Origin of the sequence: Salinimicrobium aquimaris, assembly GCF_035607535.1 — a bacterium.
Lineage (GTDB): Bacteria > Bacteroidota > Bacteroidia > Flavobacteriales > Flavobacteriaceae > Salinimicrobium.
This window is the reverse complement of record NZ_JAYDZX010000012.1, coordinates 22,022-48,910: the sequence shown is the minus strand read 5'-3', so window position 1 is coordinate 48,910 and position 26,889 is coordinate 22,022. Positions and strand designations below refer to the sequence as shown.

At 41.8% G+C, this 26,889-nt stretch carries 25 protein-coding genes; 19 read left to right on the top strand and 6 right to left on the bottom strand.

Annotated features, from left to right (window positions below):
- Window positions 1-2: 2 nt before the first annotated feature.
- Complete coding sequence (locus tag VR862_RS11810; protein WP_324721182.1) at window positions 3-974, bottom strand: type I phosphomannose isomerase catalytic subunit; 972 nt, start codon at window positions 972-974, stop codon at window positions 3-5.
- 160 nt (window positions 975-1,134) lie between these two features.
- Here VR862_RS11810 and VR862_RS11805 point away from each other — a divergent pair, with 160 nt between their 5' ends.
- From VR862_RS11805 to VR862_RS11770, 8 genes are all read left to right on the top strand, one after another.
- A complete protein-coding gene (locus VR862_RS11805; RefSeq protein ID WP_324721181.1) occupies window positions 1,135-1,887 on the top strand; it encodes a hypothetical protein in 753 nt (250 codons plus the stop codon).
- A 206-nt stretch (window positions 1,888-2,093) separates the two neighbouring features.
- Window positions 2,094-2,534: a MarR family winged helix-turn-helix transcriptional regulator gene (locus VR862_RS11800; RefSeq protein ID WP_324721180.1), complete on the top strand. Its 441-nt coding sequence runs from the start codon at window positions 2,094-2,096 to the stop codon at window positions 2,532-2,534.
- Between the two features lie 42 nt (window positions 2,535-2,576).
- Entirely contained in the window at window positions 2,577-4,982 is a 2,406-nt protein-coding gene (locus VR862_RS11795) for a 3-hydroxyacyl-CoA dehydrogenase/enoyl-CoA hydratase family protein (RefSeq protein ID WP_324721179.1), read from the top strand.
- A gap of 47 nt (window positions 4,983-5,029) precedes the next feature.
- The gene (locus VR862_RS11790) at window positions 5,030-5,377 is read left to right on the top strand and encodes a four helix bundle protein (protein WP_324721178.1); all 348 of its coding nucleotides are present in this window, start codon (window positions 5,030-5,032) and stop codon (window positions 5,375-5,377) included.
- Between the two features lie 43 nt (window positions 5,378-5,420).
- Complete coding sequence (locus VR862_RS11785) at window positions 5,421-6,614, top strand: acetyl-CoA C-acyltransferase (RefSeq protein ID WP_324721177.1); 1,194 nt, start codon at window positions 5,421-5,423, stop codon at window positions 6,612-6,614.
- Between the two features lie 61 nt (window positions 6,615-6,675).
- Window positions 6,676-7,017, top strand: a complete 342-nt coding sequence (locus tag VR862_RS11780) for a four helix bundle protein (RefSeq protein WP_324721176.1) — start codon at window positions 6,676-6,678, stop codon at window positions 7,015-7,017.
- Between the two features lie 56 nt (window positions 7,018-7,073).
- Window positions 7,074-8,894, top strand: a complete 1,821-nt coding sequence (locus tag VR862_RS11775; RefSeq protein WP_324721175.1) for an acyl-CoA dehydrogenase FadE — start codon at window positions 7,074-7,076, stop codon at window positions 8,892-8,894.
- A gap of 121 nt (window positions 8,895-9,015) precedes the next feature.
- Window positions 9,016-10,083 carry a mechanosensitive ion channel family protein gene (locus VR862_RS11770; RefSeq protein ID WP_324721174.1) on the top strand — a complete coding sequence of 356 codons (1,068 nt, stop codon included), beginning with the start codon at window positions 9,016-9,018 and terminating at the stop codon, window positions 10,081-10,083.
- On the opposite strand, the gene VR862_RS11765 is transcribed toward VR862_RS11770, so the two are convergent.
- Window positions 10,031-11,848, bottom strand: a complete 1,818-nt coding sequence (locus tag VR862_RS11765; protein ID WP_324721173.1) for a glycoside hydrolase family 15 protein — start codon at window positions 11,846-11,848, stop codon at window positions 10,031-10,033. The two genes, VR862_RS11770 and VR862_RS11765, sit on opposite strands and share 53 nt — an antisense overlap.
- Window positions 11,849-11,943: 95 nt before the next feature.
- Here VR862_RS11765 and VR862_RS11760 point away from each other — a divergent pair, with 95 nt between their 5' ends.
- From VR862_RS11760 to VR862_RS11750, 3 genes are all read left to right on the top strand, one after another.
- Window positions 11,944-14,160 (top strand): bifunctional alpha,alpha-trehalose-phosphate synthase (UDP-forming)/trehalose-phosphatase, encoded by a 2,217-nt coding sequence (locus VR862_RS11760; RefSeq protein WP_324721172.1) that lies wholly within the window; start codon window positions 11,944-11,946, stop codon window positions 14,158-14,160.
- 149 nt (window positions 14,161-14,309) lie between these two features.
- The gene (locus tag VR862_RS11755; RefSeq protein ID WP_324721171.1) at window positions 14,310-14,576 is read left to right on the top strand and encodes a YtxH domain-containing protein; all 267 of its coding nucleotides are present in this window, start codon (window positions 14,310-14,312) and stop codon (window positions 14,574-14,576) included.
- A 93-nt stretch (window positions 14,577-14,669) separates the two neighbouring features.
- On the top strand, window positions 14,670-16,025 hold the full coding sequence (locus VR862_RS11750) for a M28 family peptidase (protein WP_324721170.1): 1,356 nt from the start codon (window positions 14,670-14,672) through the stop codon (window positions 16,023-16,025).
- Window positions 16,026-16,056: 31 nt separating this feature from the next.
- Here VR862_RS11750 and VR862_RS11745 read toward each other — a convergent pair whose 3' ends face one another.
- Window positions 16,057-17,019, bottom strand: a complete 963-nt coding sequence (locus VR862_RS11745) for an App1 family protein phosphatidate phosphatase (RefSeq protein ID WP_324721169.1) — start codon at window positions 17,017-17,019, stop codon at window positions 16,057-16,059.
- A 64-nt stretch (window positions 17,020-17,083) separates the two neighbouring features.
- Between VR862_RS11745 and VR862_RS11740 the strand changes: the two genes are divergently transcribed.
- From VR862_RS11740 to VR862_RS11725, 4 genes are all read left to right on the top strand, one after another.
- Entirely contained in the window at window positions 17,084-17,959 is an 876-nt protein-coding gene (locus VR862_RS11740; RefSeq protein WP_324721168.1) for a diacylglycerol/lipid kinase family protein, read from the top strand.
- A 155-nt stretch (window positions 17,960-18,114) separates the two neighbouring features.
- Window positions 18,115-18,765 carry a hypothetical protein gene (locus tag VR862_RS11735; protein ID WP_324721167.1) on the top strand — a complete coding sequence of 217 codons (651 nt, stop codon included), beginning with the start codon at window positions 18,115-18,117 and terminating at the stop codon, window positions 18,763-18,765.
- Between the two features lie 19 nt (window positions 18,766-18,784).
- Entirely contained in the window at window positions 18,785-19,558 is a 774-nt protein-coding gene (locus VR862_RS11730) for a PRC-barrel domain-containing protein (protein ID WP_324721166.1), read from the top strand.
- 142 nt (window positions 19,559-19,700) lie between these two features.
- Window positions 19,701-20,921 carry a bifunctional alpha/beta hydrolase/OsmC family protein gene (locus tag VR862_RS11725; protein ID WP_324721165.1) on the top strand — a complete coding sequence of 407 codons (1,221 nt, stop codon included), beginning with the start codon at window positions 19,701-19,703 and terminating at the stop codon, window positions 20,919-20,921.
- A gap of 5 nt (window positions 20,922-20,926) precedes the next feature.
- Here VR862_RS11725 and VR862_RS11720 read toward each other — a convergent pair whose 3' ends face one another.
- The gene (locus VR862_RS11720; RefSeq protein ID WP_324721164.1) at window positions 20,927-22,027 is read right to left on the bottom strand and encodes an AI-2E family transporter; all 1,101 of its coding nucleotides are present in this window, start codon (window positions 22,025-22,027) and stop codon (window positions 20,927-20,929) included.
- Between the two features lie 192 nt (window positions 22,028-22,219).
- On the opposite strand from VR862_RS11720, the gene VR862_RS11715 reads away from it, so the two are divergent.
- Window positions 22,220-22,822, top strand: a complete 603-nt coding sequence (locus VR862_RS11715; RefSeq protein ID WP_324721163.1) for a superoxide dismutase family protein — start codon at window positions 22,220-22,222, stop codon at window positions 22,820-22,822.
- 74 nt (window positions 22,823-22,896) lie between these two features.
- Here VR862_RS11715 and VR862_RS11710 read toward each other — a convergent pair whose 3' ends face one another.
- On the bottom strand, window positions 22,897-24,207 hold the full coding sequence (locus VR862_RS11710; protein WP_324721162.1) for an NAD(P)/FAD-dependent oxidoreductase: 1,311 nt from the start codon (window positions 24,205-24,207) through the stop codon (window positions 22,897-22,899).
- A gap of 120 nt (window positions 24,208-24,327) precedes the next feature.
- Here VR862_RS11710 and VR862_RS11705 point away from each other — a divergent pair, with 120 nt between their 5' ends.
- From VR862_RS11705 to VR862_RS11695, 3 genes are read left to right on the top strand one after another with little or no spacing between them, the layout of a single operon-like run.
- Window positions 24,328-24,822 carry an RNA polymerase sigma factor gene (locus VR862_RS11705; protein WP_324721161.1) on the top strand — a complete coding sequence of 165 codons (495 nt, stop codon included), beginning with the start codon at window positions 24,328-24,330 and terminating at the stop codon, window positions 24,820-24,822.
- A gap of 9 nt (window positions 24,823-24,831) precedes the next feature.
- Window positions 24,832-25,470, top strand: coding sequence for a DUF8845 family protein (locus VR862_RS11700; RefSeq protein WP_324721160.1), 639 nt, complete (start codon window positions 24,832-24,834; stop codon window positions 25,468-25,470).
- A 3-nt stretch (window positions 25,471-25,473) separates the two neighbouring features.
- Window positions 25,474-25,920, top strand: a complete 447-nt coding sequence (locus VR862_RS11695) for a basic helix-loop-helix domain-containing protein (RefSeq protein WP_324721159.1) — start codon at window positions 25,474-25,476, stop codon at window positions 25,918-25,920.
- Between the two features lie 156 nt (window positions 25,921-26,076).
- On the opposite strand, the gene VR862_RS11690 is transcribed toward VR862_RS11695, so the two are convergent.
- On the bottom strand, window positions 26,077-26,880 hold the full coding sequence (locus VR862_RS11690; protein WP_324721158.1) for a lysophospholipid acyltransferase family protein: 804 nt from the start codon (window positions 26,878-26,880) through the stop codon (window positions 26,077-26,079).
- Window positions 26,881-26,889: the final 9 nt, after the last annotated feature.

Here is a 26,889-nt window from a genome sequence, read left to right as displayed (position 1 = left end):
ATTTAAACCACAAATACTTCAAGCAGTTCGGCAGCTTTAGCTGAAATCTGCACTTCATTGGTTTCTGCCGGAATAAGTAATGTTTCTCCCATGGAAATTTTCTCTGAATTTTCACCTACTGCAACTTCAGCTTCTCCTCCAACGCACATGTAGATCACAAACGAATCCAGATGAGAATAGTTCTTGGAGATACTTCCCTTGACCGGTAGAAAATTAGTGGTGAAATACTCGCAGGCGGCAATGTTCGTGGAATGATTATCTACTCGGGTATATTTCCTCTTAAAATCCTCCTTTTTCTCGAAATCTATAGCGTCAAGGGCGAGATCTGTATGAAGTTCCCGTGGATTTCCTTCATCATCTACCCTGTCCCAGTCATAAATACGATAAGTAATATCTGAAGTCTGCTGGATCTCTGCCAGTAATACTCCGGCGCCAATAGCGTGAACTTTTCCGGTATTAATGAAAAATGAATCTCCATTTTCCACTTTTTCGAAGTTAAGGAGGTCAGTGATCCTTCCCGAATTGAGGTGCTCCAAATATTCTTCTTTGGAAATGCTTTTTTTGAAACCTACATTGATCTCTGCTCCCTCATCGGCTTGCAAGATGTACCACATTTCAGTTTTACCAAAGGAGTCATGTCTTTCTTTTGCAATCCTGTCGTGAGGATGTAACTGCACGGAAAGATCGGTGTTGGCGTCGATGAATTTGATCAATAAGGGAAATTCAGCTCCAAAAGTTTCAAAAATCTTTTCTCCTAAAATTTTTTCTTTATACTCCTCTAAAAGGTCGTTTAAATCTCTGCCTTTTAAGAAGCAATTTGCAACTACAGAAATATTACCTCTCACTCCGGAAATCTCCCAACTTTCCCCAAGCTTATTCTTATTCGATTTCTTCTGAAGGATTTCTTTGAGTTTGTTGCCGCCCCATATCTTTTCTTTAAGAATAGGTTCGAACTTTATTGGATAGTTGAGCATTTTAATTTTTTTACCGGCCCAAAGATAATAAATGCAGGGGCGCGACGGGCAATGATCTAAAGCCTGGTTTCTGGAAAAACAGAAAAATTATCCTGTCAAAAAAGGGATTCTACTACTGAATTTATTTTTTAGGCTTATCTTCCCCTCCCGCAAATCAATAATGAGAAAATATCTTCTGTTATTATTTTTTCTTCAGGCGTTCTTCATGCATGCCCAGGAAAGAGTGCAAATAAAAGGCCTCGTCAAACATGACAGCATATCGTTAGAAAACGTTCATGTGAAAAATATTTCTTCGGGAAAATTTTCAGTTTCCGATGCTTCCGGAGAGTTCGTGGTCAGCCTTAAGCAGGGAGATACAATTGTCCTGTCGCACGTAGGGATGAATGATCTAATACATTTCGCCGGAAAAGAAGATCTACAGGAGGAGATCCTTATCTTCAGGATGACAGAAAGTTCCAGCGAACTGCGGGAAGTGGTTGTAGACGAAACTTCAGAGATCAATGCCGTTTCCCTGGGGATCATTCCGAAGAAGATCAAAAAACTTTCGGTCAATGAGCGCAGACTTAAAACAGCAGGAGATTTTAAACCGAAGCACTTGCTAGGCGTCATTGGCGGTGGCTTATCTTTTGATGCCATATTAAATGCCATTAACGGTCGTACAAAGAAACTTAAGCGGAATGTTAACATTGAAAAAAAGCAGAGGAATATTGCTTTTTTGGAGATGCATTACATGGAATATTTGAAGGAAGAAATGGAACTAACCGACCAGGAAGCGCAGATGCTGATTGGTTTTGTAATTGAGGATGCGGAGCTTTTAAATGTAATTGACTCCGGCATAGAGGCAAGAATGCATCTTTATCTTTACGAGATGTGGTTTAGGCTCGAGGAGCAGAAAAGTTCCCCAACCAATTAACTTCTTAGATTCCCGGGGAGCAGCAATGGCGGCACATTGCACCAAAATCTGCCGCTGCAGGTTTTCAACTAATTTCTTGTTAAACTCTTCAAAATTGAGGTGCTTTATTCTACAATACCTATTATTTTAAGAGAGCTGTTTCAAAGTCAAAAAATTTATGCATTTGCTATGCGTGCATAATAAAATTTTCATAACTTTGAAATCCTATGAAAGAAAAGACCATCGATTACGTCCTTCGAGCGACCTGGATCTCTATTGCAAAAATGTACAATGAAGAGGCCGGTAAGGAAGGAAGTACTATGGCCACAGGCTTTGCTCTATTGAGTATTGATCCCGAAAAAGGAACTCCTTCCACCTCCCTTGGCCCCAAGATGGGCATGGAAGCCACTAGCCTGTCGCGTACATTAAAAACCATGGAAGAGAAAGGCCTTATCATTCGGAAGAAGAACCCCGAAGATGGCCGCAGCGTTTTGATCCACCTTACAGACTTTGGCAGGGAAATGCGCGATTACTCGAAAAAGGTGGTGCTCACATTTGACGAAGCAGTACGAAAGGAAATCCCTGAAAAGGACCTGGATAAATTCATTGAGGTCGCTAAAAAGATCATGGACCTCATTCATTCCAGAAAAATTTATAGCGAACCGTAAATATCACTAGCAGAAAGTGATCCACAAAAAATAACTAACAACATGAAAAGACGAATCAACAAAGTTGCAATCATTGGCTCCGGAATTATGGGTAGCGGTATTGCCTGTCACTTCGCCAACATTGGAGTAGAGGTGCTATTGCTGGACATCGTACCACGAGAGCTAACCGATAAGGAGAAGAAGCAGGGCCTTACCCTCGAAGACAAACAGGTGCGCAACCGCATTGTGAACAATTCACTCCAGGATACGCTTAAATCCAAGCCCTCTCCTATTTACCATAAAGATTTTGCAAAGCGTATCAAGACCGGAAACCTTGAGGATGACATTTCAAAGGTATCTGAAGTGGACTGGATCATGGAAGTCGTAGTTGAACGTCTCGATATTAAAAAACAGGTTTTTGACAATCTCGAGAAACACCGCAAACCGGGAACCCTTATTACTACCAATACTTCAGGAATTCCTATTCAGCAGATGAATGAAGGCCGAAGTGAAGATTTCAAAAAACATTTCTGCGGAACCCACTTTTTCAATCCACCGAGATATTTGAGATTGTTTGAGATCATACCGGGACCAGATACTTCAGAAGAAGTTTTGGAATTTTTGAATGAATACGGGGAAAAATTCCTCGGAAAGAAATCTGTTGTTGCTAAAGATACTCCGGCATTTATTGGAAACAGGATTGGGACCTACAGCATCATGAGCCTGTTCCACATGGTTCGGGAACTGGATCTCACTGTTGAGGAAGTTGATAAACTTACAGGGCCGGTCATAGGAAGGCAAAAATCTGCCACTTTTCGCACCGTAGACCTTGTAGGCCTTGATACTTTAAAACATGTGGCCGAAGGTTTACATAAAGGTGTGCCTACAGATGAGGAGCACGATCTTTTCGCCATGCCCGATTATATCAACACTATGGTCGAGAACGAATGGTTCGGCAGTAAAAGCGGGCAAGGATTTTATAAAAAACTAAAAAAGGATGATGGTTCGAGTGAAATTCACTCCCTCGACCTCAAAACTCTTGAATACAGACCGCAGAAAAAAGCTTCTTTTGCCACTCTTGAACAGACCAAGAGCATTGACAAAGTAGAAGAAAGATTTAAAGTACTTGTCGGCGGAAAAGACAAGGCAGGAGAGTTCTACCGTAAGAACTTCGCTGCCATTTTCTCATATTCTTCAAACAGAATTCCGGAGATCACAGACGAGCTTTACAAGATCGATGATGCCATGAAAGCCGGTTATGGCTGGGAGCATGGACCTTTTGAGATCTGGGATGCGGTTGGAGTCGAAAAAGGGATCGAGATCATGAAGGAGGAAGGTCGAAAACCGGCCGACTGGGTGCACGAAATGCTGGAGAAAGGCAACAAGAGCTTTTATACTGTAAAGGACGGCAACACCTGGTACTACGACATAACTGCAAAAGAATACAAGAAGATCCCGGGGCAGGATGCCTTTATCATCCTTGATAATATCAGGGAATCTAAAAAAGTTTTCAGCAACAGCGGAGTTGTTGTCGAGGATCTCGGGGACGGAATCCTCAATGTGGAGTTCCGCAGTAAGATGAATTCCATTGGCGGAGATGTACTCGACGGCCTGAACAAGGCCATTGACCTTGCCGAGAAAGAGTATCAGGGTCTTGTTGTTGGAAACAGCGGAAAAAATTTCTCTGTAGGCGCCAATATCGGAATGATTTTTATGATGGCTGTAGAACAGGAATACGATGAGCTTAACATGGCCATAAAGTACTTCCAGGACACCATGATGAGAATGCGCTACTCCTCTATTCCAACCGTTGCAGCGCCTCACGCCATGACTCTGGGAGGTGGATGTGAGCTTTCCCTTCACGCTGATAAAGTTGTAGCTGCAGCCGAAACTTATATAGGACTTGTGGAATTTGGAGTCGGGGTGATTCCCGGCGGTGGTGGCTCTAAAGAGATGACTCTTCGTGCAGCCGATACTTTCCAGAAAGATGACGTGGAACTAAATCGCCTTCGGGAGCATTTCCTCACTATTGGAATGGCTAAAGTTTCTACCTCAGCTTATGAAGCTTTTGACCTAAACATCCTTCAAAAAGGAAAAGACATTGTGGTCGTGAATCCCGACCGTCAATTGGCAATAGCTAAAAAGCACGCCTTGCTAATGGCCGAAAACGGGTATACCAAACCAATCATGAGACAGGATGTCAAAGTTCTTGGTCGGCAGGCACTTGGAGCTTTTTACGTGGGAACAGATCAAATGTTAGCCGGAAAATACATCAGCGAGCACGACAAGAAGATCGCTAATAAGCTCGCCTACGTAATGGCCGGAGGAGATCTTTCAGAAAACTCATACGTCAGCGAGCAATACCTGCTTGATCTCGAAAGAGAAGCATTCCTATCCCTTACGGGAGAAAGGAAGACTTTGGAGAGATTGCAGCATATGTTGCAGAAGGGGAAACCATTGAGAAACTAATCGTATAGTGTATAATGTAGATTGTATACTGTAAAACTGGAAGGATTATGAACTACTTTAAAGAATTGAAGGTTTGGCAAAAGGCAATTGATCTGGTAACGGAAACCTATAAAAAAAGTGCTGCCTTTCCGAAAGAAGAGTTATATGGGCTTACTTCCCAGATAAGGAGATCGGCCGTTTCAATTCCTTCTAACATTGCCGAAGGATGTGGCCGAAAGACCAATAAAGACTTTGCTAATTTTCTTGGAGTTGCTCTAGGTTCAGCCTTTGAATATGAAACTCAGTTGATCATTTGCAGAAATCTTCAATTTATACCCAAGGATGATTTCGATTTCTTGGAAAAAGAAGTTCATCATATTCAGAACATGATTATTAAACTTCAATCTACATTATAACGACTAAAGAAGACATTATACATTATACAAAATACAATATACAATGAATAAAACAGCTTACATCGTAAAAGGATACCGAACTGCAGTGGGAAAGGCACCGCGGGGGGTATTCAGATTTAAAAGGCCAGATGAACTGGCGGCAGAAACTATCCAGTTTATGATGGATAAGCTGCCGGAATTTGATAAAAAACGTATCGACGACGTCATCGTTGGAAATGCCATGCCCGAAGCCGAACAAGGCTTGAATGTGGGACGCTTCATATCTCTTATGGGATTAAATACTGAAGATGTTCCAGGCATGACTGTTAACCGTTATTGTGCTTCGGGACTTGAGACTATTGCCATAGCAACAGCCAAGATCCAAAGCGGAATGGCAAACTGTATTATTGCCGGCGGGGCCGAAAGTATGAGTTATATCCCTATGGGAGGATATAAGCCTGTACCCGATTACAAACTGGCCAAAGAAGGCCGGGAGGATTATTATTGGGGAATGGGACTCACAGCCGAAGCCGTTGCCAATAAATATAAGGTCTCAAGAGAAGATCAGGATGAGTTTGCGTACAACTCTCACCAGAAGTCTCTAAAAGCACAAAAAGAAGATCGTTTCCAGGACCAGATAGTTCCAATTACTGTTGATCAAACTTATGTAGATGAGAACGGCAAAAAGCAAACCCGTTCCTACACAGTAAACAAGGATGAAGGACCAAGAGCCGACACATCCAGGGAAGTCCTTGGAAAACTTCGCCCGGTATTTACCGAAGGAGGAAGCGTGACCGCAGGAAACTCTTCCCAAATGAGTGATGGCGCCGCCTTTGTCATGGTCATGAGTGAAGAAATGGTCAAAGAATTGAACCTGGAACCGGTTGCGAGATTAGTCAGCTACTCAGCTGTTGGGGTAGAACCAAGGATCATGGGGATAGGACCTGTATATGCGATTCCCAAAGCTGCAAAACAGGCAGGAATTCAATTAAATGATCTTGAGCTAATAGAATTAAATGAAGCCTTTGCATCACAGTCACTGGCAGTAATTCGTGAACTCGGTCTTGATATGGACCGCATGAACCCTAACGGAGGTGCAATTTCTATGGGTCACCCATTGGGTTGTACCGGAGCAAAACTCTCGGTTCAACTTTTTGACGAAATGCGCAAGCGCAACCTGAAGAACAAATACGGGATGGTCACCATGTGCGTAGGAACAGGACAGGGAGCCGCGGGGGTGTTTGAATTTCTTTCTTAAAAAGAAACAAGAGCCAAGAGACAAGAACCAAGACGAAATGGGGAGGCACAATTATAAAAAGATGAAGATCTGGCAGGAAGGAATGAGCCTGGTTAAAATCACCTATAGAATTGTAAAGAGTTTCCCCGATATAGAAAAGTATAATCTTACTACACAATCAATAAGATGTGCAGTTTCTATTCCTTCCAATATTGCAGAGGGAACAAGTAAAAGAACTGACAGGCATTTCGGTCAGTTTCTTGACACTAGTTTAGGTTCAGCCTTTGAATGGGAGACACAAATGATTGTAGCTCACCAAGAGGAATATATCAATGAACAACAATTTTTGGAATTGGAAAAGAAGATTCAGGACCTACAACGAATGATATCAGGATTTATTGACGGCTTAGATAAAAAGTCTTGACTCTTGATTTTTGGTTCTTGACTCTGAAATAAACATAAATAAAAATATTTAATACAATGGCAACAGAAGCAGACAATAAAAAACAGGACCTTCTCCGAGGAGGGCAGTTCCTGGTGAAAGAGACCAGCGCAGAAAATGTATTTACACCCGAAGATTTTTCGGATGAGCAGAAAATGATGCGGGATTCGGTACATGAATTTGTGAACCGGGAACTCATGCCGAAGAGGGAAGAGTTCGAAAAGAAGAATTATGAGCTTACCGAGGAGCTAATGAGAAAAGCCGGAGAAATGGGCTTTTTGGGAGTTTCGGTACCCGAGGAATATGACGGCCTGGGGATGGGCTTTGTCACCACTATGCTAGTGGTAGATTATATTTCGGGAGCTACGGGATCTTTTTCTACGGCATTCGGAGCGCATTCAGGAATAGGGACATTGCCTATTACTCTTTACGGGAACGAAGAGCAAAAGAAAAAATATCTTCCGAAGCTGGCAACCGGAGAATGGTTTGGTGCTTATGCTTTGACAGAACCGGGAGCAGGAAGTGACGCGAATTCGGGTAAGACAAAAGCTGTACTTTCTGAAGACGGCAAGTACTATAGCATCACCGGACAAAAAATGTGGATCTCTAACGCCGGATTTTGCAATATGATGATCGTTTTTGCCCGTATCGAAGACGACAAAAACATCACCGGATTCATTGTTGAATACGACCCCGAAAATCCCAACGGGATCTCGCTGGGAGAGGAAGAAAAAAAACTGGGGATCCACTCCTCCTCTACCAGGCAGGTATTCTTTAACGATACAAAAGTGCCGGTTGAGAACATGCTTTCAGAAAGAGGCAACGGCTTCAAGATTGCCATGAATGCCTTGAATGTAGGCCGAATTAAACTTGCGGGAGCTTGCCTTGATGCACAAAGAAGAACCATTGATGCAGCTGTACAATATGCGAATGAACGGGTGCAGTTCAAAACTCCTATTTCCCAGTTTGGAGCTATAAAGTCCAAGATCGCAGAAATGGCTACTTCAGCTTATGCGGGAGAATCGGCTTCATACAGAGCTGCAAAAGACATTGAAGACAGGATCACCATACGACAGGAAGAAGGAAATTCTCACCAGGAGGCCGAATTAAAAGGTGTGGAAGAATATGCCATAGAATGTTCTATTTTAAAAGTGGCAGTTTCAGAAGATCTTCAAAACTGTACAGATGAAGGAATACAGATCTTTGGAGGGATGGGCTTCTCGGCCGATGCACCAATGGAATCGGCCTGGAGGGATGCCAGGATCACCCGTATCTATGAAGGTACCAACGAGATCAACCGCATGCTTTGCGTGGGAATGCTCATTAAGAAAGCTATGAAAGGTCATGTTGATCTTTTAGGCCCTGCTACAAAGGTTGGTGAAGAACTGACCGGAATCCCTTCCTTCGATAAACCTGATTATTCTGAGCTTTTTGCTGAAGAAAAAGAGATGGTGAAAAAACTGAAAAAAGTATTTCTTATGGTTGCAGGTAGTGCAGTACAAAAATACGGACCTCAACTTGAAGACCACCAGCAGCTATTACTTGCTTCAGCCGATATTCTTATCGAGATCTACATGGCAGAATCTGCTATTTTAAGGACCGAAAAGAATGCCAAACGTTACGGTGCAGAAAGCCAGAAGGAACAAATCGCAATGGCGAAATTATATTTGTACCATGCCGTTGACACCATCAACCAAAAAGCCAAGGAAGGAATCGTTTCCTTTGCGGAAGGTGATGAACAAAGAATGATGTTGATGGGTCTAAAACGTTTTACGAAATACGAGAACCAGCCAAATGTTGTTGAGCTGCGCAAAATAATATCAGATAAGGTTATTGCCCAAAACAAATATCCTTTCTAGTTTTAATTTGCATTATTGAATCTGTTTAAGGTCGCCACTGGCGGCCTTTTTCTTTTGGTATTTTTTTAACAGCTAAAGTGCCCTTCGTTTTTTAGATTATGAGAAAGGAAAAAGAAAGTCTATGGAAGATTCCACAAGAAGCATCCTCATTTTTCTGGCAGGTTTATTTGTTCTCTATTTTCTGCTACATTTTTTACTGAAGAAACTGGGAAAAGACCCCCGTAACATCCTCCCACACAATATTGCCAGCCGCTTAAAGATTCCCATGATCACGCTATTTTTTGCTGTGGCCATCCAGGCAGGCCTCATAAACCGGGAGATCATAACCAATGAAAGCCAGATCGACTTTTTTCAGCATGTGCGTTCAATACTGTTGATCTTTAGTTTTACCTGGTTCATTATAGTTGCCATAAGAATCGCAAAAAATCAATTTCTGAAACGTTTTGATGTAAGCGAAGCCGATAATCTTAGAGCCAGAAAGGTTTATACTCAATTCAACATTATTGAAAGGATTGCTATTTTTGTAGTAGTTCTTTTTGGTCTTGGGATCGCCCTCCTCACCTTTGACGGGGTAGAGGAAGTAGGTGTCAGCCTCCTCACCTCTGCGGGAATTGCCGGAATTATTCTGGGGCTTTCGGCTCAAAAAGTATTCGGAACCATTTTCGCGGGAATTCAGATTGCGATTGCACAACCTATTCGGCTCGACGACGTGGTAATAGTTGAAGGAGAATGGGGACGAATCGAGGAAATCAAGCTGACGTATGTAGTGGTCCAGATCTGGGACAAGCGCCGTCTTGTTCTGCCTACCACCTACTTCATCGAAAAACCCTTTCAAAACTGGACCAGAAATTCATCAGACATTCTGGGTACAGTATATATCTATACCGACTTTGATCTCCCAATCGACAAACTACGGGAGGAATTGACCCGGCTTCTCAATGCTACCGAACTTTGGGACCGAAAGGTGAATGTCATCCAGGTGACAGACCTTTCTGAAAAGACCATGGAGCTTCGTGCTCTCATGAGCGCCAAAGATGCGCCTACAGCATGGGATCTGCGGGTTTATGCCAGGGAAAACCTCCTGAAATACATTCAGAAGAATTTCCCCGACAGTTTGCCGCGAACCCGTCTGGAAATTAAAGAGGAGCCTCCTCGCTCAAAAGATCCTTCAGTCGGGCTTCAGAAGTGATATTCTGGGAAAAATTCATTGCCGTCTCGATTAAAGCGAGGTGAGAATAAGCCTGAGGGAAGTTCCCGAGCAATCGTTTTGTCTCAAAGTCAAGATCTTCACTAAACAGCCCCAGATGGTTACTGTAAGACAGCAGCTGGTCAAACATTTTAAGCGCCTTTTCTTTTTCACCTATCTTGTAAAGGCTATTGATGAACCAGAAGGTACAAATGGTGAACGAAGAAGATGGAGTTCCAAAATCATCTTTATTCTTATATCTAAAGAGCAGCCCGTTATGACAAAGTTCCCGCTCTGTTGCATGAACAGTACTCACAAAACGTGGATCTTTAGCCTTTATAAATCCATAGGTCTCCATCAATAGGGTCGATGCATCCAGGTCCTTAGAGCCATAGGATTGGGTATATGCCTGCACCTCTTCATTCCAGCCCCTGTGGTAGATATCATCATATATTTCCTGCCTAAGAGTTTTCCATTTCTGGTCATTAATACCATTCCTAAGGATCTCTCCAATTTTAACAGCACGATCTACAGCTACCCAGCACAAGAGTTTCGAAAAGGTGAAGTGACGTTCCTCACTTCTAAATTCCCAGATCCCTTTATCGGGCTGCTTCCAGTGTTCTTCCACGATCCTCACGATACCCCGTACAATGGTCCAGAGCTCCTCACTATTTTCCAAGGTCGTTTCGAACCTAAGGAACTGCTGGTAGATCACCTCCATTAAGATCCCATAAATGTCATTCTGTTTTTGGATGTAGGCTGCATTCCCTATTCTCACAGGTTTTGAACCTTCGTAGCCTTCAAGGTGCTCTAAAATGTGTTCTGTAAGTTCCTTTTCTCCATTGATCCCATACATGATTTGCAGTTTCTCATCCTTGTGTGGGATAAGGTCAATTATGAACTGCAGGAAATTTTCAGCAGACTGGCGGTGCCCTAAAGTGCTCATTACCTTGATCACCATTGAAGCATCACGTATCCAGCAAAACCTGTAATCCCAGTTTCTTACTTCCCCAATGGTTTCGGGCAAAGAGGTCGTAACAGCGGCAAGTACAGCTCCTGTCTTTTCATAGCTCATGGCTTTAAGAACGAGAGCACTTCGCATAATTTGTTCCTCATAATGAGGATATTTTGTAGTAGACTCACTCCAGTTCATCCAATAGGTCTTGGTGCGCTGGAATTTCAGGTATGCCCGGTCCAGATTTTGCTCTCTTAGTTTCTCATGATATCCCATAAGGAAATAAGCATCCTCTTTTAAGGTGATCTCCTCCCCGTGAAGTACATCATCCAGCCCTAGACTGGTATATAGGTAAAGGGAGTCATAGGTGCCTTTTTTGGTAAAGCTCTTCAGGTAATAACGGTGATTTTCGGTGAAAGTCTCCTCCTGGGCATAATTGAGCTTCGGCGAATAATTAACTCTTATTTTCGGATTTCCTTTGAGGATCCTTATATAGCGGATAATATCCGGTGGGGTATAAAAGACACCATTATCCTTCCTATATCTCGGCATAAAGTCTATGACCTGGAAAGCGGCCTCTTCCGAAGTGAATGTGGTGGAAAGAATATTGGTTCTCCACAGGTATTTCTGAGTGATCTTGTAATCTTCGGAAACTTCAAATGAGAAGTGTCCTCCTTTGTCTTTATCTAGTAGTTTGGCGAAGACAGAAGCGGAGTTGAAATTAGGCAAACAACACCAGTCCAACGAGCCCAACTTTGAGATCAATGCAGCACTTTTACAGTTGCCGATCAACCCATAATCTAATGTTTTCATCTAGTCTTAAAGTTCTTTTAAAATGGTAGGGTGCTTATTTAAAATTTCGGAAATTTAAGGAAAATCAATCAGATAGAACCCGCTTAAATTTTCCTATGGGCAAAACAATAATAATCTCTAATCGCCTACCCTTACAAATAAACATTACAGAAGATCAAGAAATAGAAGTTACCCCCAGCGTCGGCGGCCTGGCTACAGGACTAAAAAGCTTTCATCAGGAAGGTGACAGCATTTGGATTGGATGGACCGGCATGGCTGCTGAAGATATTCCCGAAGACCTGCAACAAAAAGTAGATGCCGAAGTTCAAAATCAGGATTGCGTAGCTGTCTCCCTTACTTCCGAAGAAATTGAGAAATTCTACTATGGATTTAGCAATCGAACCATCTGGCCGTTGTTCCATTATTTTATGGAGTACACAGAATTTCAGCCCGAACACTGGGAGGCATATAAACAGGTCAATGAAAAATACGCCGATGCAGTTTTAGAACGACTTAATGATGATGATGTAGTTTGGGTCCACGACTACCAACTCCTGCTACTTCCGGAATATATAAGAAAAAAGAATTCAAAGGTGACTATAGGATTCTTTAACCACATACCCTTTCCTTCTTCCGAAGTCTTTAGAACCCTGCCCTGGAGGGAGGAAGTGCTGAAAGGAATGTTGGGAGCAGATCTTATTGGCTTCCACACCTATGACTATGAGAGGCATTTCCTTCGTTCTGTAAATAGAATTTTGAGGTATGACATCAACTTTAACAGCGTAAATATTGGAAGTCGCATCGTGAGATCGGACTCCTTCCCCATGGGAATTGATTATAAAAAATTCTGGAATGCCGCGAAAGAACACTATAGTCAGCCAAGAAGTGAGAATTCAGATATTCAAAAAAAGCTGGACTACCATAAATACGTTACCCGTAACACCAAATTGATCCTTTCGATCGACAGGCTGGATTACACCAAAGGGATTGCCAACAGGATAAGAGCTTTTGGGTATTTCCTGGAAAAATATCCCGAATATCAGGAAAAGGTAAGATTGATAATGCTAGCTGTTCCTTCCAGGACCAATGTTCCGCAGTACCAATTATTGAAAAAGGAGATTGATGAGCTGGTGGGGCGTATCAACGGGAGGTTCGCTACAATAAACTGGACGCCAATCTGGTATTTTTATCGCTCCATGCCTTTTGAAAATCTTATTGACCTCTACACCTCAAGTGATGTTGCCCTCATTACCCCTACAAGAGACGGAATGAATTTGGTAGCTAAGGAGTATGTAGCAACAAGAACAGATCATACCGGGGTTTTAATTTTGAGCGAAATGGCCGGTGCGGCTCATGAACTTAATGAAGCGCTTATTATTAATCCCAACAATTTTGAACAAATAGTTGACTCCATAAAGATGGCTCTTGAAATGCCCGAAGAAGAGCAGGTGCGACGAAATAAGCTGCTTCAAAAAAGACTTAAGCGGTACAATGTCGAAAAATGGGCAAATGATTTTATGAAAAGCTTACGAGAAACCCGGAATTCACGAAAAGCATTTAAAGCGATCGAATTGACAGATAATGTCAAAAAGGACCTTTTTGACAAATATAGTGCGGCCCAGCGTCGCATCCTCTTCCTCGATTATGATGGCACCCTGCGGAAATTTGTAGACAAACCCGACGAAGCAATGCCCGATCCCGAATTGATCGAGTTGATCTCCAGGCTCGGAGATCAAAAAAATACCCGGGTGGTACTAATTAGTGGAAGGGATAAAGAAACTCTGGGAACCTGGTGGAAGAATGTTCCTATTGAACTTATTGCTGAACACGGCGTGTGGAACAGGCCCGTAAACGAAAAATGGCAGATGACAGAGAATCTTAATAACAACTGGATGGCTTCTGTAAGGCCGGTTTTGGAGACCTATGTAGATCGTACCCCGGGAACTTTTATCGAAGAAAAGAATTTTTCCCTCGCATGGCATTATCGAAAAGCCAATCCTGAACTGGGTGAGGTGAGAGCCAACGAACTTTCGGCAGTTCTCAAGGACATGATCTCCAATCACGGACTTTCTGTACTACAGGGAAATAAAGTGCTGGAAATTAAGAACAGTGGTGTGAACAAGGGAAAAGCAGCCAATAAGCTACTGGTTGAAAAATACGATTTTATGTTTGCCATTGGGGATGACTGGACAGATGAATATCTCTTTACCGAACTACCAGATCAAACGGTAACAGTAAAAGTAGGTATGAATAAGACTGAGGCTAAATATTACATAGATAATGTTGATGAGGTAAGGGAGCTCCTTGACCAATTTGTTAGCCTTACCCGGTGAGGATAAAGTGGTTGTGGGCTGTTAAATATCAGCTAAAATTTTCAGCATTTTTAATTCAACCTTAACTAAGCATTTCCTTACAGGACACACAATTAGACTTATATTAGTACCTGGATATTTAACCATTATCAATTAGAAAATAACAGAAAATGAAAACAGGAAAAATTTTAGCAGGAATACTTTCAGGAGCCGCTCTTGGTGCCATCGCAGGCTTGCTTTTTGCACCTAAAAAGGGTTCTGAAACCCGTAAAAATATTGCTGACAAGAGCAACGAATATATGTATGGAGCCAAAAGTAAATACAACGATATGGCCGACAATCTTTCTCACCGTTACGACACTGTAAAATCAAAATTTAGAGGTAAGTCAAAACAACTTGAGGCCGAGATGGACGGTGATGACAAGATCATTTACTAGGTAAATCATACCTTAGATTAGAGCTGCATGAACAATGCAGCTTTTTTTATGGCCTATTTTTAGTATTTTGCCAGAAGAAATCAAAAAATAATTATGTTTAAAAATGCCCTTTTTGCCACCTTAGTTTTTTGTGGCTTTACCAGCTTTTCACAAGAAGTAGCACCACCACAGGTAGATCTTAGAATTTATGACATTATCGAATCTGTTTCTGCCGATAAGATTGAGGAAGATATTCGCCGACTTGCCGGCTTTGGTACCCGTAACACCTTTAGTGATACCATTTCTGACACCCGCGGGATTGGAGCTGCACGAAGATTCATCAAAGCCGATTTTGAAAAGACTTCAAGAGAATGTAACGGATGTCTCGATGTTTTTTACCAAAAGGATTTTGTTACAAAGGAAGGAAACCGAAGAGTTCCTAAAGACGCATGGGTCGTAAACGTTGTGGCGGTACAAAAAGGAACTAAATACCCTAACCGCTACATCATAATGAGTGGGGATATAGATTCCCGGGCCAGCAATACCATGGATTTTACTACAGATGCTCCCGGAGCCAATGACAACGCCAGTGGTATGGCCGGAGTGATGGAGGCAGCAAGAGTTCTTTCCAAGTACGACTTTGAGAACAGCATTGTTTACCTCGGGCTTTCAGGAGAAGAACAGGAATTGTTTGGCGGACAGGGTTTTGCGCAAATGGCTAAAGACGAAGGTTGGGAGATCATAGGAGTTTTAAACAATGATATGATCGGGAACATCGAAGGAGTTGACGGAGTTATCGACAACCGTACCTTCAGGATCTTTTCTGAACCTGTGCCTCCTACCGAGACTGAGGATCAAAGGAGAATGAGAAGATATTATGGAGGCGAAGTGGATGGAATTTCCCGGCAATTAGCAAGGTATGTTCATCGCGTTACAGAAACCTATATGCCCGAAATGAACCCTATGATGGTCTACAGGCTGGATAGATTTGGGCGTGGTGGTCACCACAGGCCATTCAATGATCTTGGTTTTGCCGGTATCAGGATCATGGAGGCACATGAGAATTACACTCAGCAGCACCAGGACATTCGTACCGAAGATGGAATCGCATATGGCGATGTTATTGACCATGTCAACTTTGATTACGCTGCCAAACTAACGGCTGTGAATGCCATTACCATGGCAAGTCTCGCCTGGGCACCTCCTGCTCCCGAAGAAGTTTCCATTGGCGGCATTGTTGAACCTTCGGCTAAACTTAAATGGAAAAAGATTCCGGGAGACGATGTTGCAGGTTATAAAGTTTACTGGAGAGATACTACTGCCCCACAATGGCAACATTCCAGATACGTTGGAGATGTTGATAATTTCACTCTTGAAGGAATTGTGATAGACAATTTTTATTTTGGAGTTTCTGCAGTAGGTAAAAACGGAAATGAAAGTGTGATCGTTTTTCCTACCTCAACGTTTTAATAGATAAAAATCATGTAAAGAGAAATAGGGGTCAAACGATCCCTATTTTTTTTGAATGGGCAATCGCCTTTCCACTATCTTTGAAATAACAGGTAGCAACGCCAAGATCTTCAATATTCTCTAGCACTGCCTTCACTTTTTCCTTTTGCTTTTTGGTAGTCTGCCTTATATAGATTGCTTTTATATTCAAGGGAAACATCTTAGTAATCCTTTCATATAAGTAAGCATCCTGTTGGGAATCATCCCCCATTAGCACATATTGGAGTTGAGGGTAAAAAGAAATGATATCCTTGATCTTTATAAATTTATGGTCATGTCCTCCCCTGCCTGTAAACAGAAAATCTGCAAGACCTGTCTTTATCCTTTTTAGTTTTATCACCGCTTTGGGCAATCGGTGTTTTCGGGAAAACTGCAGAATGAATTCATAGAGGTTCCATTCGCTGCTCGAGACATAGAAAAACGAGTTGAACTGTCCCTCCTCCTGTCCTGCTCTACTAAGCGCCTGGTAGTGAGGAACCACATCATCAAAGACTTCCCTGTTGTTGATGTTCTGAGTAAGGATCACATATAACTTTTTGAAGAAGTTGTGGGTATGGGAGATCAAAAAAGTATCATCGATGTCTGAAATTATTCCAAGCTTACTCTTAAAAGGCTTAAGCAGTTCTCCCGTTTCTACCACCCCGAATTCTCCTATTTCACAGGCAACCGTGTATTCATGCCAACCACTTTCAAGAAACTTGTTGTAAGGCAAATTAAACCTAAAGTAACCATCATCTGTAGTTTTGGTGACCACTTCCAGGTCTTTAAAATTTAGCTTTATAGTGGCATTTTTGATAGGACTAATGGTGAACATCTTGTAAACAGATTTGGCATGTCTGTACCCTTTGCGATCTATTTCATATTTATCGGGCGCCCAGGATTTGAATACGTGTCCAAAAACCACAAGTTCCTGGTCATTTATATATCCGCGATATAGCTTTATGTCAAGCCTCATATTTGTATATTTTTAACTGCCTATCCTTCCCAAATTAGTTATTTTTAGGCACAAGCTCAATAGAATGGATGACTTTAAGAGGGTTTTAATGGTTGTTAATCCAATCTCGGGAGGATTGGATAAAACCGACATTATTGAGGAGGTCCGGGAACAGGTAAAGAAAAAAGAGTGGGAGCTCGAGATCTACTATACTTCCGGAAAAGGGGATAAAGAAGCTTTGTTTTCCATGATCGAGGATTTTGCCCCTCACAGGATCCTCTCGGTGGGAGGTGATGGCACTATTAAATTAATTGCCGAACTCCTCAAGGATGATTCCGTTCCAATTGGCGTCTTCCCCGCCGGCTCGGCAAATGGATTAGCAGAAAACCTAAACCTCGAAGGCGATAATGACCACCTTACCAGTATAGCCCTGGGGGATAACTTTAAACGACTTGATTCCATACTTATTAATAATGAGCTGTGTCTTCACATAAGTGACATAGGTTTAAATGCTGCTTTGATAAAGAATTACCAGGAAGGGAATATTCGCGGAAAGTTAGGCTATCTTATACAGTCTATTCCCACCCTTATCAAAAGTGATTTTCCTTTTCAGTTTGACATAGAAGTAGATGGGAAACTTCTTTCCAGGAAAGCTGTTCTTATTGCGGTAGCTAATGCCCGCAAGTATGGAACGGGAGCTAACATTAATCCACACGGAAAATATGATGATGGAAAATTTGAGATCCTCATCTTTAAAGAATTCAATATTCCGCAGATCCTAAAAACCTTCAGGGAAAATGTCGAGCTTGATGAGGATTTCCTGGAGATCATTTCGGGAGTTGAAGCCCGCATATACAGTGAGAAAAACATCCCTTTTCAGATTGACGGGGAGTACCGCGGGGATATCAAAGACGTCACTGCACGAATTTCTCCTGTAAAGATAAAAATTGCAGTTCCCTAAAAATTATTCTCTACATCTTCTTTCATGCTGGCATTATTGCAATCAATTGGCATTTTTAATGCTTAATTAACAATACTTTAGGCTGCCCTTAATCAAAATGGGGTTCAAAATCAGTAATTTAGATATCAATCTAACTAATAAAAAAAAGAAGAATTATGGCAGAGATCAAGATCGAAAAGAAAAAACCTATTTGGCCCTGGATCATCCTTGTTTTGGTTATCCTGGCGATACTGTACTTTTTAGTATTTGCCGATGATGACGGAGACATAGATGACGTAGAAACCGAACAGGTTGAAGAAACTACCTGGGAAGAAGACGCTGATACTACAACCTGGGATGAACAAACTGACACTACCGGATGGGAGACTAACGGTGACACCCTTTCAGCTACGGGTCAGGGAGTATCAGGTTATCTGGCATATATCTCAGATAACAACAAAATGGGAATAGATCACCAATACACCAACAATGCAATCATACACCTTATGAATGCCGTACAGGCAAAGGCTAATGAGATGAACTATGACATTAGTGCAGACATGCAAAGTGTGAGGCAGGACGCCAGGCAAATTGAACAGGATCCCATGGCATTGACCCACGCAGATAAGATCAAAGCTGCAGGTACCAAACTTGCTAATATAATGGAGAAGATGCAAAAGGAAAAATATCCTAATCTATCCAATGATGTCAATGAAGTAAAAACTGCAGCCCAAAACATCAATAAGACTACGCCGACCCTGGATCAAAAGGATCAGATCAAAAAGTTCTTTGATGAGGCCGGGGATTTGTTAAGAAAAATGAGCTAAACCAAAAAAAGAAGAGATTATGACAGACAGAAAAGAAAATAGAAAACATTTGTATTACCTCCACGAGCTTTCAGACTTTAAAGTTGACAGTGATGATCCCGATGTAAGAGGATGGCCTGTAAAGGATGCCGACAATAAAGTCGTGGGAAAAGTGGATAACCTTTTGGTAAGCAAGGAGAAAAAACGGGTGGTTTACCTTGATGTCGAGGTTGATAAATCTATTATAGATGCAAATCACGACCCCTATGGAAAACCTGCTTCCAGTGACGTTCATGAGTTCATAAACAGAGATGGGGAGAACCACCTCATCCTTCCTATAGGTCTGGCAAGGCTTAATGTCGATGACAAATATGTTTATACAGACAGGATAGATCATCGCACCTTTGCTGAAACCAAGAGGTATGAAAAAGGTCACGACATAGACCGGGACTACGAGGTTGTAGTGCTGGAATCTTATAACCGTGATACGGATTATGACCGGAGAGATTCAGATCTAGATCGCAGGGACAGAGACCGGGATCTTGGAACCGAAGGTCGAACTACAGATCTGGACGAAGAAAGAAGAAGAATGCAGGAAGCCGACAGGCGCAGTGATAATGACAGAGAAGGAAATATCGCCGGACGCAGTGGAACTCTTGCAGACAACGATCGAAGATCTGTAGATCGTGATCGTGATGCTCTCACAGGAAACGAGAGTGGAACTTATTCTGATAGCCGCAGAAGTGGAAATATTCCCGAAGATGATTCATTCTATGACAGAGGAGAATTCGATTACTCCAAATATCGCAGGTAACCTGAATTATCTGTAGAAAACTAAGGGCTTTTAAAAAGTAAATTTATTCTGTTCTTTAAAGAACCTCAACGAGATCTTTAAGTAAAACGGAATAAAGGATTGCTTTTTAAAAAGCCCTTTTTTTAATTATAAATACTGGCTCATGAACTATAAAAAAGTCGAATTTACTAATTCTGAAGGCCTCAAACTCTCTGGATATCTTGAGCTACCTCTCAATGCTCATCCTCACAGCTACGTGTTATTCGCCCACTGTTTTACCTGCAACAAGAATTACTTTGCTGTCAAAAATATTGCGCGGGCTCTTTCTGCCAGTGGCTACGGAGTACTTCGTTTCGATTTTTCGGGGCTTGGAGAAAGCGACGGGGAATTTGCCGATACCACCTTTTCAGGAAATGTTGAGGATCTATTGTCGGCTGCTCAATTCCTTGAGTCGGAATATAAGGCACCCGAGATGTTGATTGGACACTCCCTGGGAGGAGCTGCGGTAATCTTTGCAGCAAAACAGCTTTCCTCGGTAAAAAGTGTGGTTACCATAGGTGCTCCATCCTCTCCGGTTCATGTAAAGCACTTACTGCGGTCCAATTTGAAAGAGATCGAACAAAATGGAGTTGCCGAAGTTAATGTTGGCGGGAGGAATTTTACAATTAAAAAGAACTTTCTGCAGGATATAAACACTCATGACCTCGGAGAATTTGCCAAGGATCTTAAAAAGGCATTCTTGATCATGCATTCTCCTCAGGATGCTGTTGTGGAAATAAGTAATGCTGAAGAACTTTACAGGAGTGTCAAACATTCCAAAAGTTTCATCTCCCTCGACGGTGCCGATCATTTATTGACAGACAACGATGATTCAGAATATGCCGGAAGGGTTATCGCCTCCTGGGCCTCCCGTTATCTCGAGATCCCTGAAGAAAAGGAACTGGAAACAGACCACCAGGTCGTGGCTAATCTGGGTGAGGAAGGTTTTACTACCCAAATGAGGGCCGGCAAACACTATTTCACTGCAGATGAACCTAAATCTTTTGGAGGTGAAGACTTTGGACCATCGCCCTATGAATTCCTCTCTGCAGGTCTTGCCGCCTGCACTTCCATGACCATTCAAATGTATGCCCGTCGCAAAAAGTGGCCTCTCATTAATGTAGAGACCCATGTCGATCATCAAAAAACTCACGCCGAAGACTGCGAGAATTGCGAAAGAAACACTGCTAAAATTGATGTTTTTGAGAGGGTAATAGTCTTAAAGGGAAATCTTGATGAGCAACAGCAAAAGAAGCTTCTCGAAATAGCAGATAAATGTCCCGTGCATCGCAGCCTTTCCAATAAGGTGAACATTTCAACGAGGTTAAAAAGATCCGGGGATTAGAACCCTTAATTCTTCCTCCCGATCTTCCTTTTTATTTTTTCCATGAGGTTCTCCTTTGAACCGGGTCGTTCATTGCCCAATAAATAACCCACAGGTTCCAGACCTTTGGTGTGATCAAAAACGATCTTAAGCATGGAGAAGATAGGAACAAACAAAATAAATCCTGCCGGTCCCCACAACATACCTCCCAGGATGATCGCCAAAATTATGAACAAAGGGCTTTGCTCTACTTCAGATCCTATGATAATTGGTTCCAACACATAGCTTTCGATCAACTGGACGATGGCGATCAAAATTGTGAAGGAAATTATCTCTTCCACAGTACCGCCGAATATGATCAAAAATAAGATTGGAAGAGTTCCGCTAATAAATGGACCTATATAAGGTATGATGGTGATAAGGGCTCCAAAAAGGATAAGTAGCCCGGTATGCCGCAGGTCATAGGCTGTAAAAAGGACAAGGTACAAAGCGGCAAGAATAGTCATCACCTGTAATCTGCCCCAAAGATACTTGTAAGCAACTTTACGGGCTTCCTGTATGACCTCCTTTGTCTCTTCCTGTCTTTCAGGCTTGATGTACATCATTAGAAACTTTTCGAATTTATCCCTGTTTAGAAGCACCAGAAACATAAGGATAAGCACCAGCAAAAAATTTAAAACCAGTCCTGTAATACCGGTAAGGATTCCGGAGACGTAAGTCTGGGTCATATTGAGGAGCTCCATAATACTTTCTTCAAGTAACTTGTTCTGTTCTTGGAGGGAAAACCCGGTCACGTCGGCAGCTTTTAATTGTACTTTTCGCAAGTAGGAAATGATCTGGTCCTTACTTTCAATGATGTCCTGCAAAAAGACTCCAAGCTGTTGCACAAAGAAAAATAGAAGTATTCCTATCCCGATGAATATTAACAAAGTACCCAAAAAAGAAGAAAAGGGTTTTCCTATACCTGTCTTTTTTTCAAGCCAATAGATCACCGGAAGTACAAGAGCTGCAAAAAATACAGCAAAGGTCAACGGCACCAGCAAACCGGCTCCATAATAGAGGCCTGCGAAAAGAAGCGCAGCAAAAATGAAGACCTGGTTACTTTTTCTTAAACTTTTAAAGCGCATCAATTTGAATTGGTTGGTTGTAGATATTCTGAGAAGTTAAGAAATTCGCTTCAGATTCTTATTCAATTGGCTTTCGCAGCAAAATTTTTCAACAAAATTATCTTCTCTATGTTAAGCTCTCCTTAATTTTTTGGCTACGGCAAGACTATGCTATAATTTCGTTAATTGCTACTAATTAAAACTAACCACAATATGAAACGTATAATATTATCGCTTTTTCTGTCATCCACGCTAATGCTTACCGGTTGCAAAAATGAAAATCAAACGGCCGATGAGCGGGTAGATGAACATACAAATCTCACTCAGCAGGAAGAAGAGGCCGGTCCAGGTGACACTTACGTACAGGACGAGCTAACCTTGCAGATAGAACCCAGAAGTGGTAGTAATGTTTCCGGAACTGTCACTTTCGTGCAGGAAGACGACGAAGTTACGATGACAGCTGAAGTTTCGGGACTTGAAGAAGGAATGCACGCCATTCACCTTCACGAGAACGCCGATTGTTCTGCTCAAGATGGAACATCTGCCGGAGGCCACTGGAACCCGACATTTGAAGATCATGGAGAATGGGGTGATGCAGGCGGTTATCACCGTGGAGATATCGGAAATTTTGATGTGAATTCCAATGGAGAAGGTAGCATAACCTTTACTACTGACAAGTGGTGTATAGGATGTGAAGACGACAAGAAAAATATCCTGAACAAAGCCGTGATCATCCACGCAGGCGCAGATGATTATACTTCTCAACCCAGCGGTAATGCAGGAACCAGAGTAGGTTGTGCCGAGATCAAGATGTAAATAGCGTCAATTAATAAAGGATAAAAAGCGGCTATGAGCCGCTTTTTTAATTCCCGAATGTGAATACCCTCTGGTTAAACCTTTTTCTGATCCACCTCCAGGTTTTCCTTATTGCTTTTAAACGGTCTGATAATTAGCCTGGCCGCTTTATCAAAGTTTACGTAGTTATACACCCAGTTGAAAAAAGTGATTAGCCTGTTCCTGAAACCTACCAGAAAATACAGGTGAATGAACATCCAGATAAACCAGGCAAAGAAACCACCAAACTTCAGTTTTCCAAGATCGACAACAGCCTTATTCCTTCCCACCGTGGCCATAGTACCTTTGTCATAGTACTCAAAAGGTTCCATTTTTTCCCCTTTTAGAATACGCTTTAAATTTTTGGCCAGATGTTTACCCTGCTGTATGGCCGGCTGCGCCACCATTGGATGTCCTTTAGGGTAGTCTTCGTTCTTCATCAAAGCAATATCCCCAATAGCAAAGATGTTTTCATATCCCTTCACCTGATTGAAAACATTCACCTCATAACGGTCTGCCTTGTCTACAATCGAAGATGCATTTAGCCCCTTGACCGGAGCCCCCGATACTCCTGCTGCCCATATGAAGGTAGAGGTGTGAAAAGTAAGATCTTCTCTGTTTGTCGTCACCTTATCGCCATCATATTCCTGTACCATAACATTAAGGTGAATTTCCACCCCAAGCTCCTTCAGGAATTTTTCAGCTTTTTCGGAGGCTTTTGCACTCATTGGAGGAAGTACTCTGTCAAGCCCTTCAACCAGGTGGATCTTCATTTCGGCAGGATCAAGATCCCGAAAGTCCCGCGGTACAATATGATTTCGAACTTCGGCAATTGCCCCACATAATTCCACCCCGGTGGGCCCTGCTCCTGCTACCACGAAATTAAGAAGTGCTTTCCGTTTTTCGGGATCTTCTGTGATCACGGCCTGTTCCAGGTTTTCCAGGATAAGACTGCGAATGTTCAATGCCTGCGGAATGGTTTTCATCCACATTGCGTTCTTTTGAATGCTTTTTTTTCCGAAGAAATTGGTTCGCGACCCCGTAGCTAAAACCAGGTAATCATAAGTTAATTCACCGATTGAGGTTTGGATGATGTTTTCTTCCGGTTTAATATGCTGTACCTCAGCAAGCCGAAAATATCCATCCTTGCTGTGACGGGTGATCTTTCGCAAGGGATAGGCGATCGAATCGGGTTCAAGACCCGACGTGGATACCTGGTAAAGTAACGGCTGAAAAGTATGATAGTTATGACGATCCAGCAGGACCACCTGAATTTTTTCCTTTAAAAGATGTTTTGCAATTGAAATCCCGGCAAAGCCGCCGCCAACAATGACAACCCGGGGATACTCCGATATTGGAATGTTCATCTTAAGCTTGGTTTGTTCCAAAGTTAGAACTTTCCCAAAAGAAAAAAGAAGATAAAGAAACTTTAAGGGAATTGTAACAAGTACTATAAATTCGCTACTTATAGAAGTCTAAACATTATTTTGAAGAAAGAACTGGAACATGAATTTGTAAGCAATCTTGAAAAGCACCAGAATATTGTGCACAAGATATGCCGCATGTACACAAATGACCAGGACTCGCACAATGATCTGTTCCAGGAGATCACTATTCAGCTTTGGAATGCCTACCCAAAGTTTAGAGGTGACTCAAAATTTAGTACCTGGATGTACCGGGTCGCGCTCAACACAGCTATTACCCTCTATAGAAAATCAAAAAAGGACCTGCACACGCAGGATTATGACGAAGTAAGCTTTAAGATCAAAGCAGAGGTATATAACGACGAGATAGAGCAACAGCTTAAATTAATGTATAAGGCGGTTAAAGAGTTAAATGATATTGACAAGGCATTGGTATTTTTGTACCTGGAGGATCAATCATACAAAGAAATTTCTGATACCCTGGGGATATCTGAAGTGAATGCGAGAGTGAAGATGAACAGGATCAAAAAAGCCCTTAAGAACATAATAAATCCGTAGACCTACCACATGGATGAACTGGAATTTTTAAAACAAAACTGGAAAAAGCAGGAAGAAAACCTTCCGAAGCTGTCCTATGACGATATCTATAAGATGATATGGAAGAAATCATCTTCTATAGTCAAATGGATCTTCGTTATAAGCATTATAGAGCTGCTCCTTTCCAGCCTGCTCAATATTTTCATGGCCGATTCCAGCTATTGGGAGCAAATGGAACAGATACACCTTAAACAGGCAACAATCTATATTTATATTGTAAGCTACCTCATAACATTCTATTTTATTTACTGTTTTTACCGCAATTACAGAAGGATCTCCAGTACAGACGATGCTGCTACTTTAATGCACAATATTCTAAGGACCAGAAGAACTGTGAAAACTTACATTGCCTATATCTTGATTTCTACAGGTTTGTATTCTGTTGTTATTGCATATTTCACTATACAAAATCACCAGGTGGTAGAGCAGGTAGAAGATGTTTCAAAATACACTTTTGACACCCTGCAGTGGGTGAAATTCACAGTTGCCGGGTTAATTATTCTCGCTATTTTTCTTCTTGCACTCTGGCTGTTCTACAGATTGATCTATGGAATTCTGCTAAAAAGGCTGAAGAAGAATTATAAGGAACTGAAGAAATTGGAAATCTAGATTATGCTGATAAAAACTTTAAACATTGATAAAGACAAAGCGAAACCTGTAGTTATTGAATTCAATTCCCTTCTAGATAATTTACGAGAGAGAGATTTGTCTGAAGCCACAATTAATACGATTAACGGGAAAATTGAGAGACTGAATTCATTGCCGCCTGATTCGAATTTGCAGCACAAAAAAATAAGAGCTGCCAAAAATGACATTTTAAAACACCTTGAAAAAGAATATAGGCTGGTTTCTCAGCACTACTACACGAGTTTGGGACTTCCGCTCGGAATGACTGCTATTGGAATTCCTATTGGAGTAGTGATTTACCTCCTTACCGGCAATATTGCCTTTATTGCTATAGGCCTACCTGTAGGAATGGCCATTGGCAGCTTCTTTGGAGCCAGCCTTGACAAAAGAGCTGAAAAAGAAGGGCGGGTTCTCAATTTTATTGAAAAGTAGTGCAGATATTGTTTGCAATAAAGCTGGAATAAAGCCTGTCAAAAATGCCATTTTTGAAGCACTTCAGAATCGGGGGCACAGGCACAGCATATTGTGCGCTCCCAATGGAAAAAACCCCAATATTCAATACAAAATATTAAATATTCAATATGAAATTTAGTACTCCCACTGTCTGGTCTTGTTCAGGGCTTCCATGGCTTCCAGTTCTTCCCGTGGAATGACTTTTAAAAAAGAAGGATGTTGCTCGATAGCGTATTCCAGCTTTTCGACGATCTCCTCTACTGTTTCATTCTCATAATCAATAACTAAAGGCTCTTTGATTTGGAAACTCTGTAGAATACCTTTTTTCCTGATCCTTAGTCCCTTTTTATCAAAAGATCTTCTAAAACCATCAATAACAATAGGTATTACTATCGGCTTGTATTGTTTTATAATATGGGCTGTTCCTTTTCTAATTGGTTTGAAAGGCTTGGTCGTACCTTGAGGAAAAGTAATTACCCACCCATCTTTTAATGCAATGCCAATATTTTTATGATCGTCGGGATTTACCTCCCGCTGCACTTCCTTTCCTTTTTCCCTCCAGGTCCTTTCTACTGAGACTGCACCGGCATAGGCCATCATTCGGGTCAGGAAACCTGCGTTCATTGTTTCCTTAGCCGCCACATAGTAAATGTTCAGTTTTGGCTGCCACAAATAACCCACATTTTTAATGGAGTCTACCCTGCCGCTCAATGCAGCATTGAAGACGTGGAACATGGCTGTTACGTCGGCAAAGTAGGTTTGGTGGTTTGAAACGAAAAGAACATTGTTGTCCGGAAGATTCTTAATTATTTCAGATCCTTCGATCTTGAGTTCATTGAAGCCCCTGTAACGTCTGTGTGATAGCACCCCGAAGATCCGGATCAGCCATTTTTTGAAGAAAAGATAATGTCCAAAAGGATTTTTTTTCAATATCCTCATTTGTTCCCT

Coding starts and splice junctions, on each gene's coding strand:
- VR862_RS11690 (WP_324721158.1), bottom strand. CDS start 26,880: ATGAGGATATTGAAAAAAAATCCTTTTGGACATTATCTTTTCTTCAAA.
- VR862_RS11805 (WP_324721181.1), top strand. CDS start 1,135: ATGAGAAAATATCTTCTGTTATTATTTTTTCTTCAGGCGTTCTTCATG.
- VR862_RS11710 (WP_324721162.1), bottom strand. CDS start 24,207: ATGAACATTCCAATATCGGAGTATCCCCGGGTTGTCATTGTTGGCGGC.
- VR862_RS11725 (WP_324721165.1), top strand. CDS start 19,701: ATGAACTATAAAAAAGTCGAATTTACTAATTCTGAAGGCCTCAAACTC.
- VR862_RS11780 (WP_324721176.1), top strand. CDS start 6,676: ATGAAGATCTGGCAGGAAGGAATGAGCCTGGTTAAAATCACCTATAGA.
- VR862_RS11760 (WP_324721172.1), top strand. CDS start 11,944: ATGGGCAAAACAATAATAATCTCTAATCGCCTACCCTTACAAATAAAC.
- VR862_RS11750 (WP_324721170.1), top strand. CDS start 14,670: ATGTTTAAAAATGCCCTTTTTGCCACCTTAGTTTTTTGTGGCTTTACC.
- VR862_RS11785 (WP_324721177.1), top strand. CDS start 5,421: ATGAATAAAACAGCTTACATCGTAAAAGGATACCGAACTGCAGTGGGA.
- VR862_RS11700 (WP_324721160.1), top strand. CDS start 24,832: ATGGATGAACTGGAATTTTTAAAACAAAACTGGAAAAAGCAGGAAGAA.
- VR862_RS11765 (WP_324721173.1), bottom strand. CDS start 11,848: ATGAAAACATTAGATTATGGGTTGATCGGCAACTGTAAAAGTGCTGCA.
- VR862_RS11740 (WP_324721168.1), top strand. CDS start 17,084: ATGGATGACTTTAAGAGGGTTTTAATGGTTGTTAATCCAATCTCGGGA.
- VR862_RS11810 (WP_324721182.1), bottom strand. CDS start 974: ATGCTCAACTATCCAATAAAGTTCGAACCTATTCTTAAAGAAAAGATA.
- VR862_RS11755 (WP_324721171.1), top strand. CDS start 14,310: ATGAAAACAGGAAAAATTTTAGCAGGAATACTTTCAGGAGCCGCTCTT.
- VR862_RS11800 (WP_324721180.1), top strand. CDS start 2,094: ATGAAAGAAAAGACCATCGATTACGTCCTTCGAGCGACCTGGATCTCT.
- VR862_RS11735 (WP_324721167.1), top strand. CDS start 18,115: ATGGCAGAGATCAAGATCGAAAAGAAAAAACCTATTTGGCCCTGGATC.
- VR862_RS11730 (WP_324721166.1), top strand. CDS start 18,785: ATGACAGACAGAAAAGAAAATAGAAAACATTTGTATTACCTCCACGAG.
- VR862_RS11770 (WP_324721174.1), top strand. CDS start 9,016: ATGGAAGATTCCACAAGAAGCATCCTCATTTTTCTGGCAGGTTTATTT.
- VR862_RS11720 (WP_324721164.1), bottom strand. CDS start 22,027: ATGCGCTTTAAAAGTTTAAGAAAAAGTAACCAGGTCTTCATTTTTGCT.
- VR862_RS11695 (WP_324721159.1), top strand. CDS start 25,474: ATGCTGATAAAAACTTTAAACATTGATAAAGACAAAGCGAAACCTGTA.
- VR862_RS11790 (WP_324721178.1), top strand. CDS start 5,030: ATGAACTACTTTAAAGAATTGAAGGTTTGGCAAAAGGCAATTGATCTG.
- VR862_RS11745 (WP_324721169.1), bottom strand. CDS start 17,019: ATGAGGCTTGACATAAAGCTATATCGCGGATATATAAATGACCAGGAA.
- VR862_RS11795 (WP_324721179.1), top strand. CDS start 2,577: ATGAAAAGACGAATCAACAAAGTTGCAATCATTGGCTCCGGAATTATG.
- VR862_RS11715 (WP_324721163.1), top strand. CDS start 22,220: ATGAAACGTATAATATTATCGCTTTTTCTGTCATCCACGCTAATGCTT.
- VR862_RS11775 (WP_324721175.1), top strand. CDS start 7,074: ATGGCAACAGAAGCAGACAATAAAAAACAGGACCTTCTCCGAGGAGGG.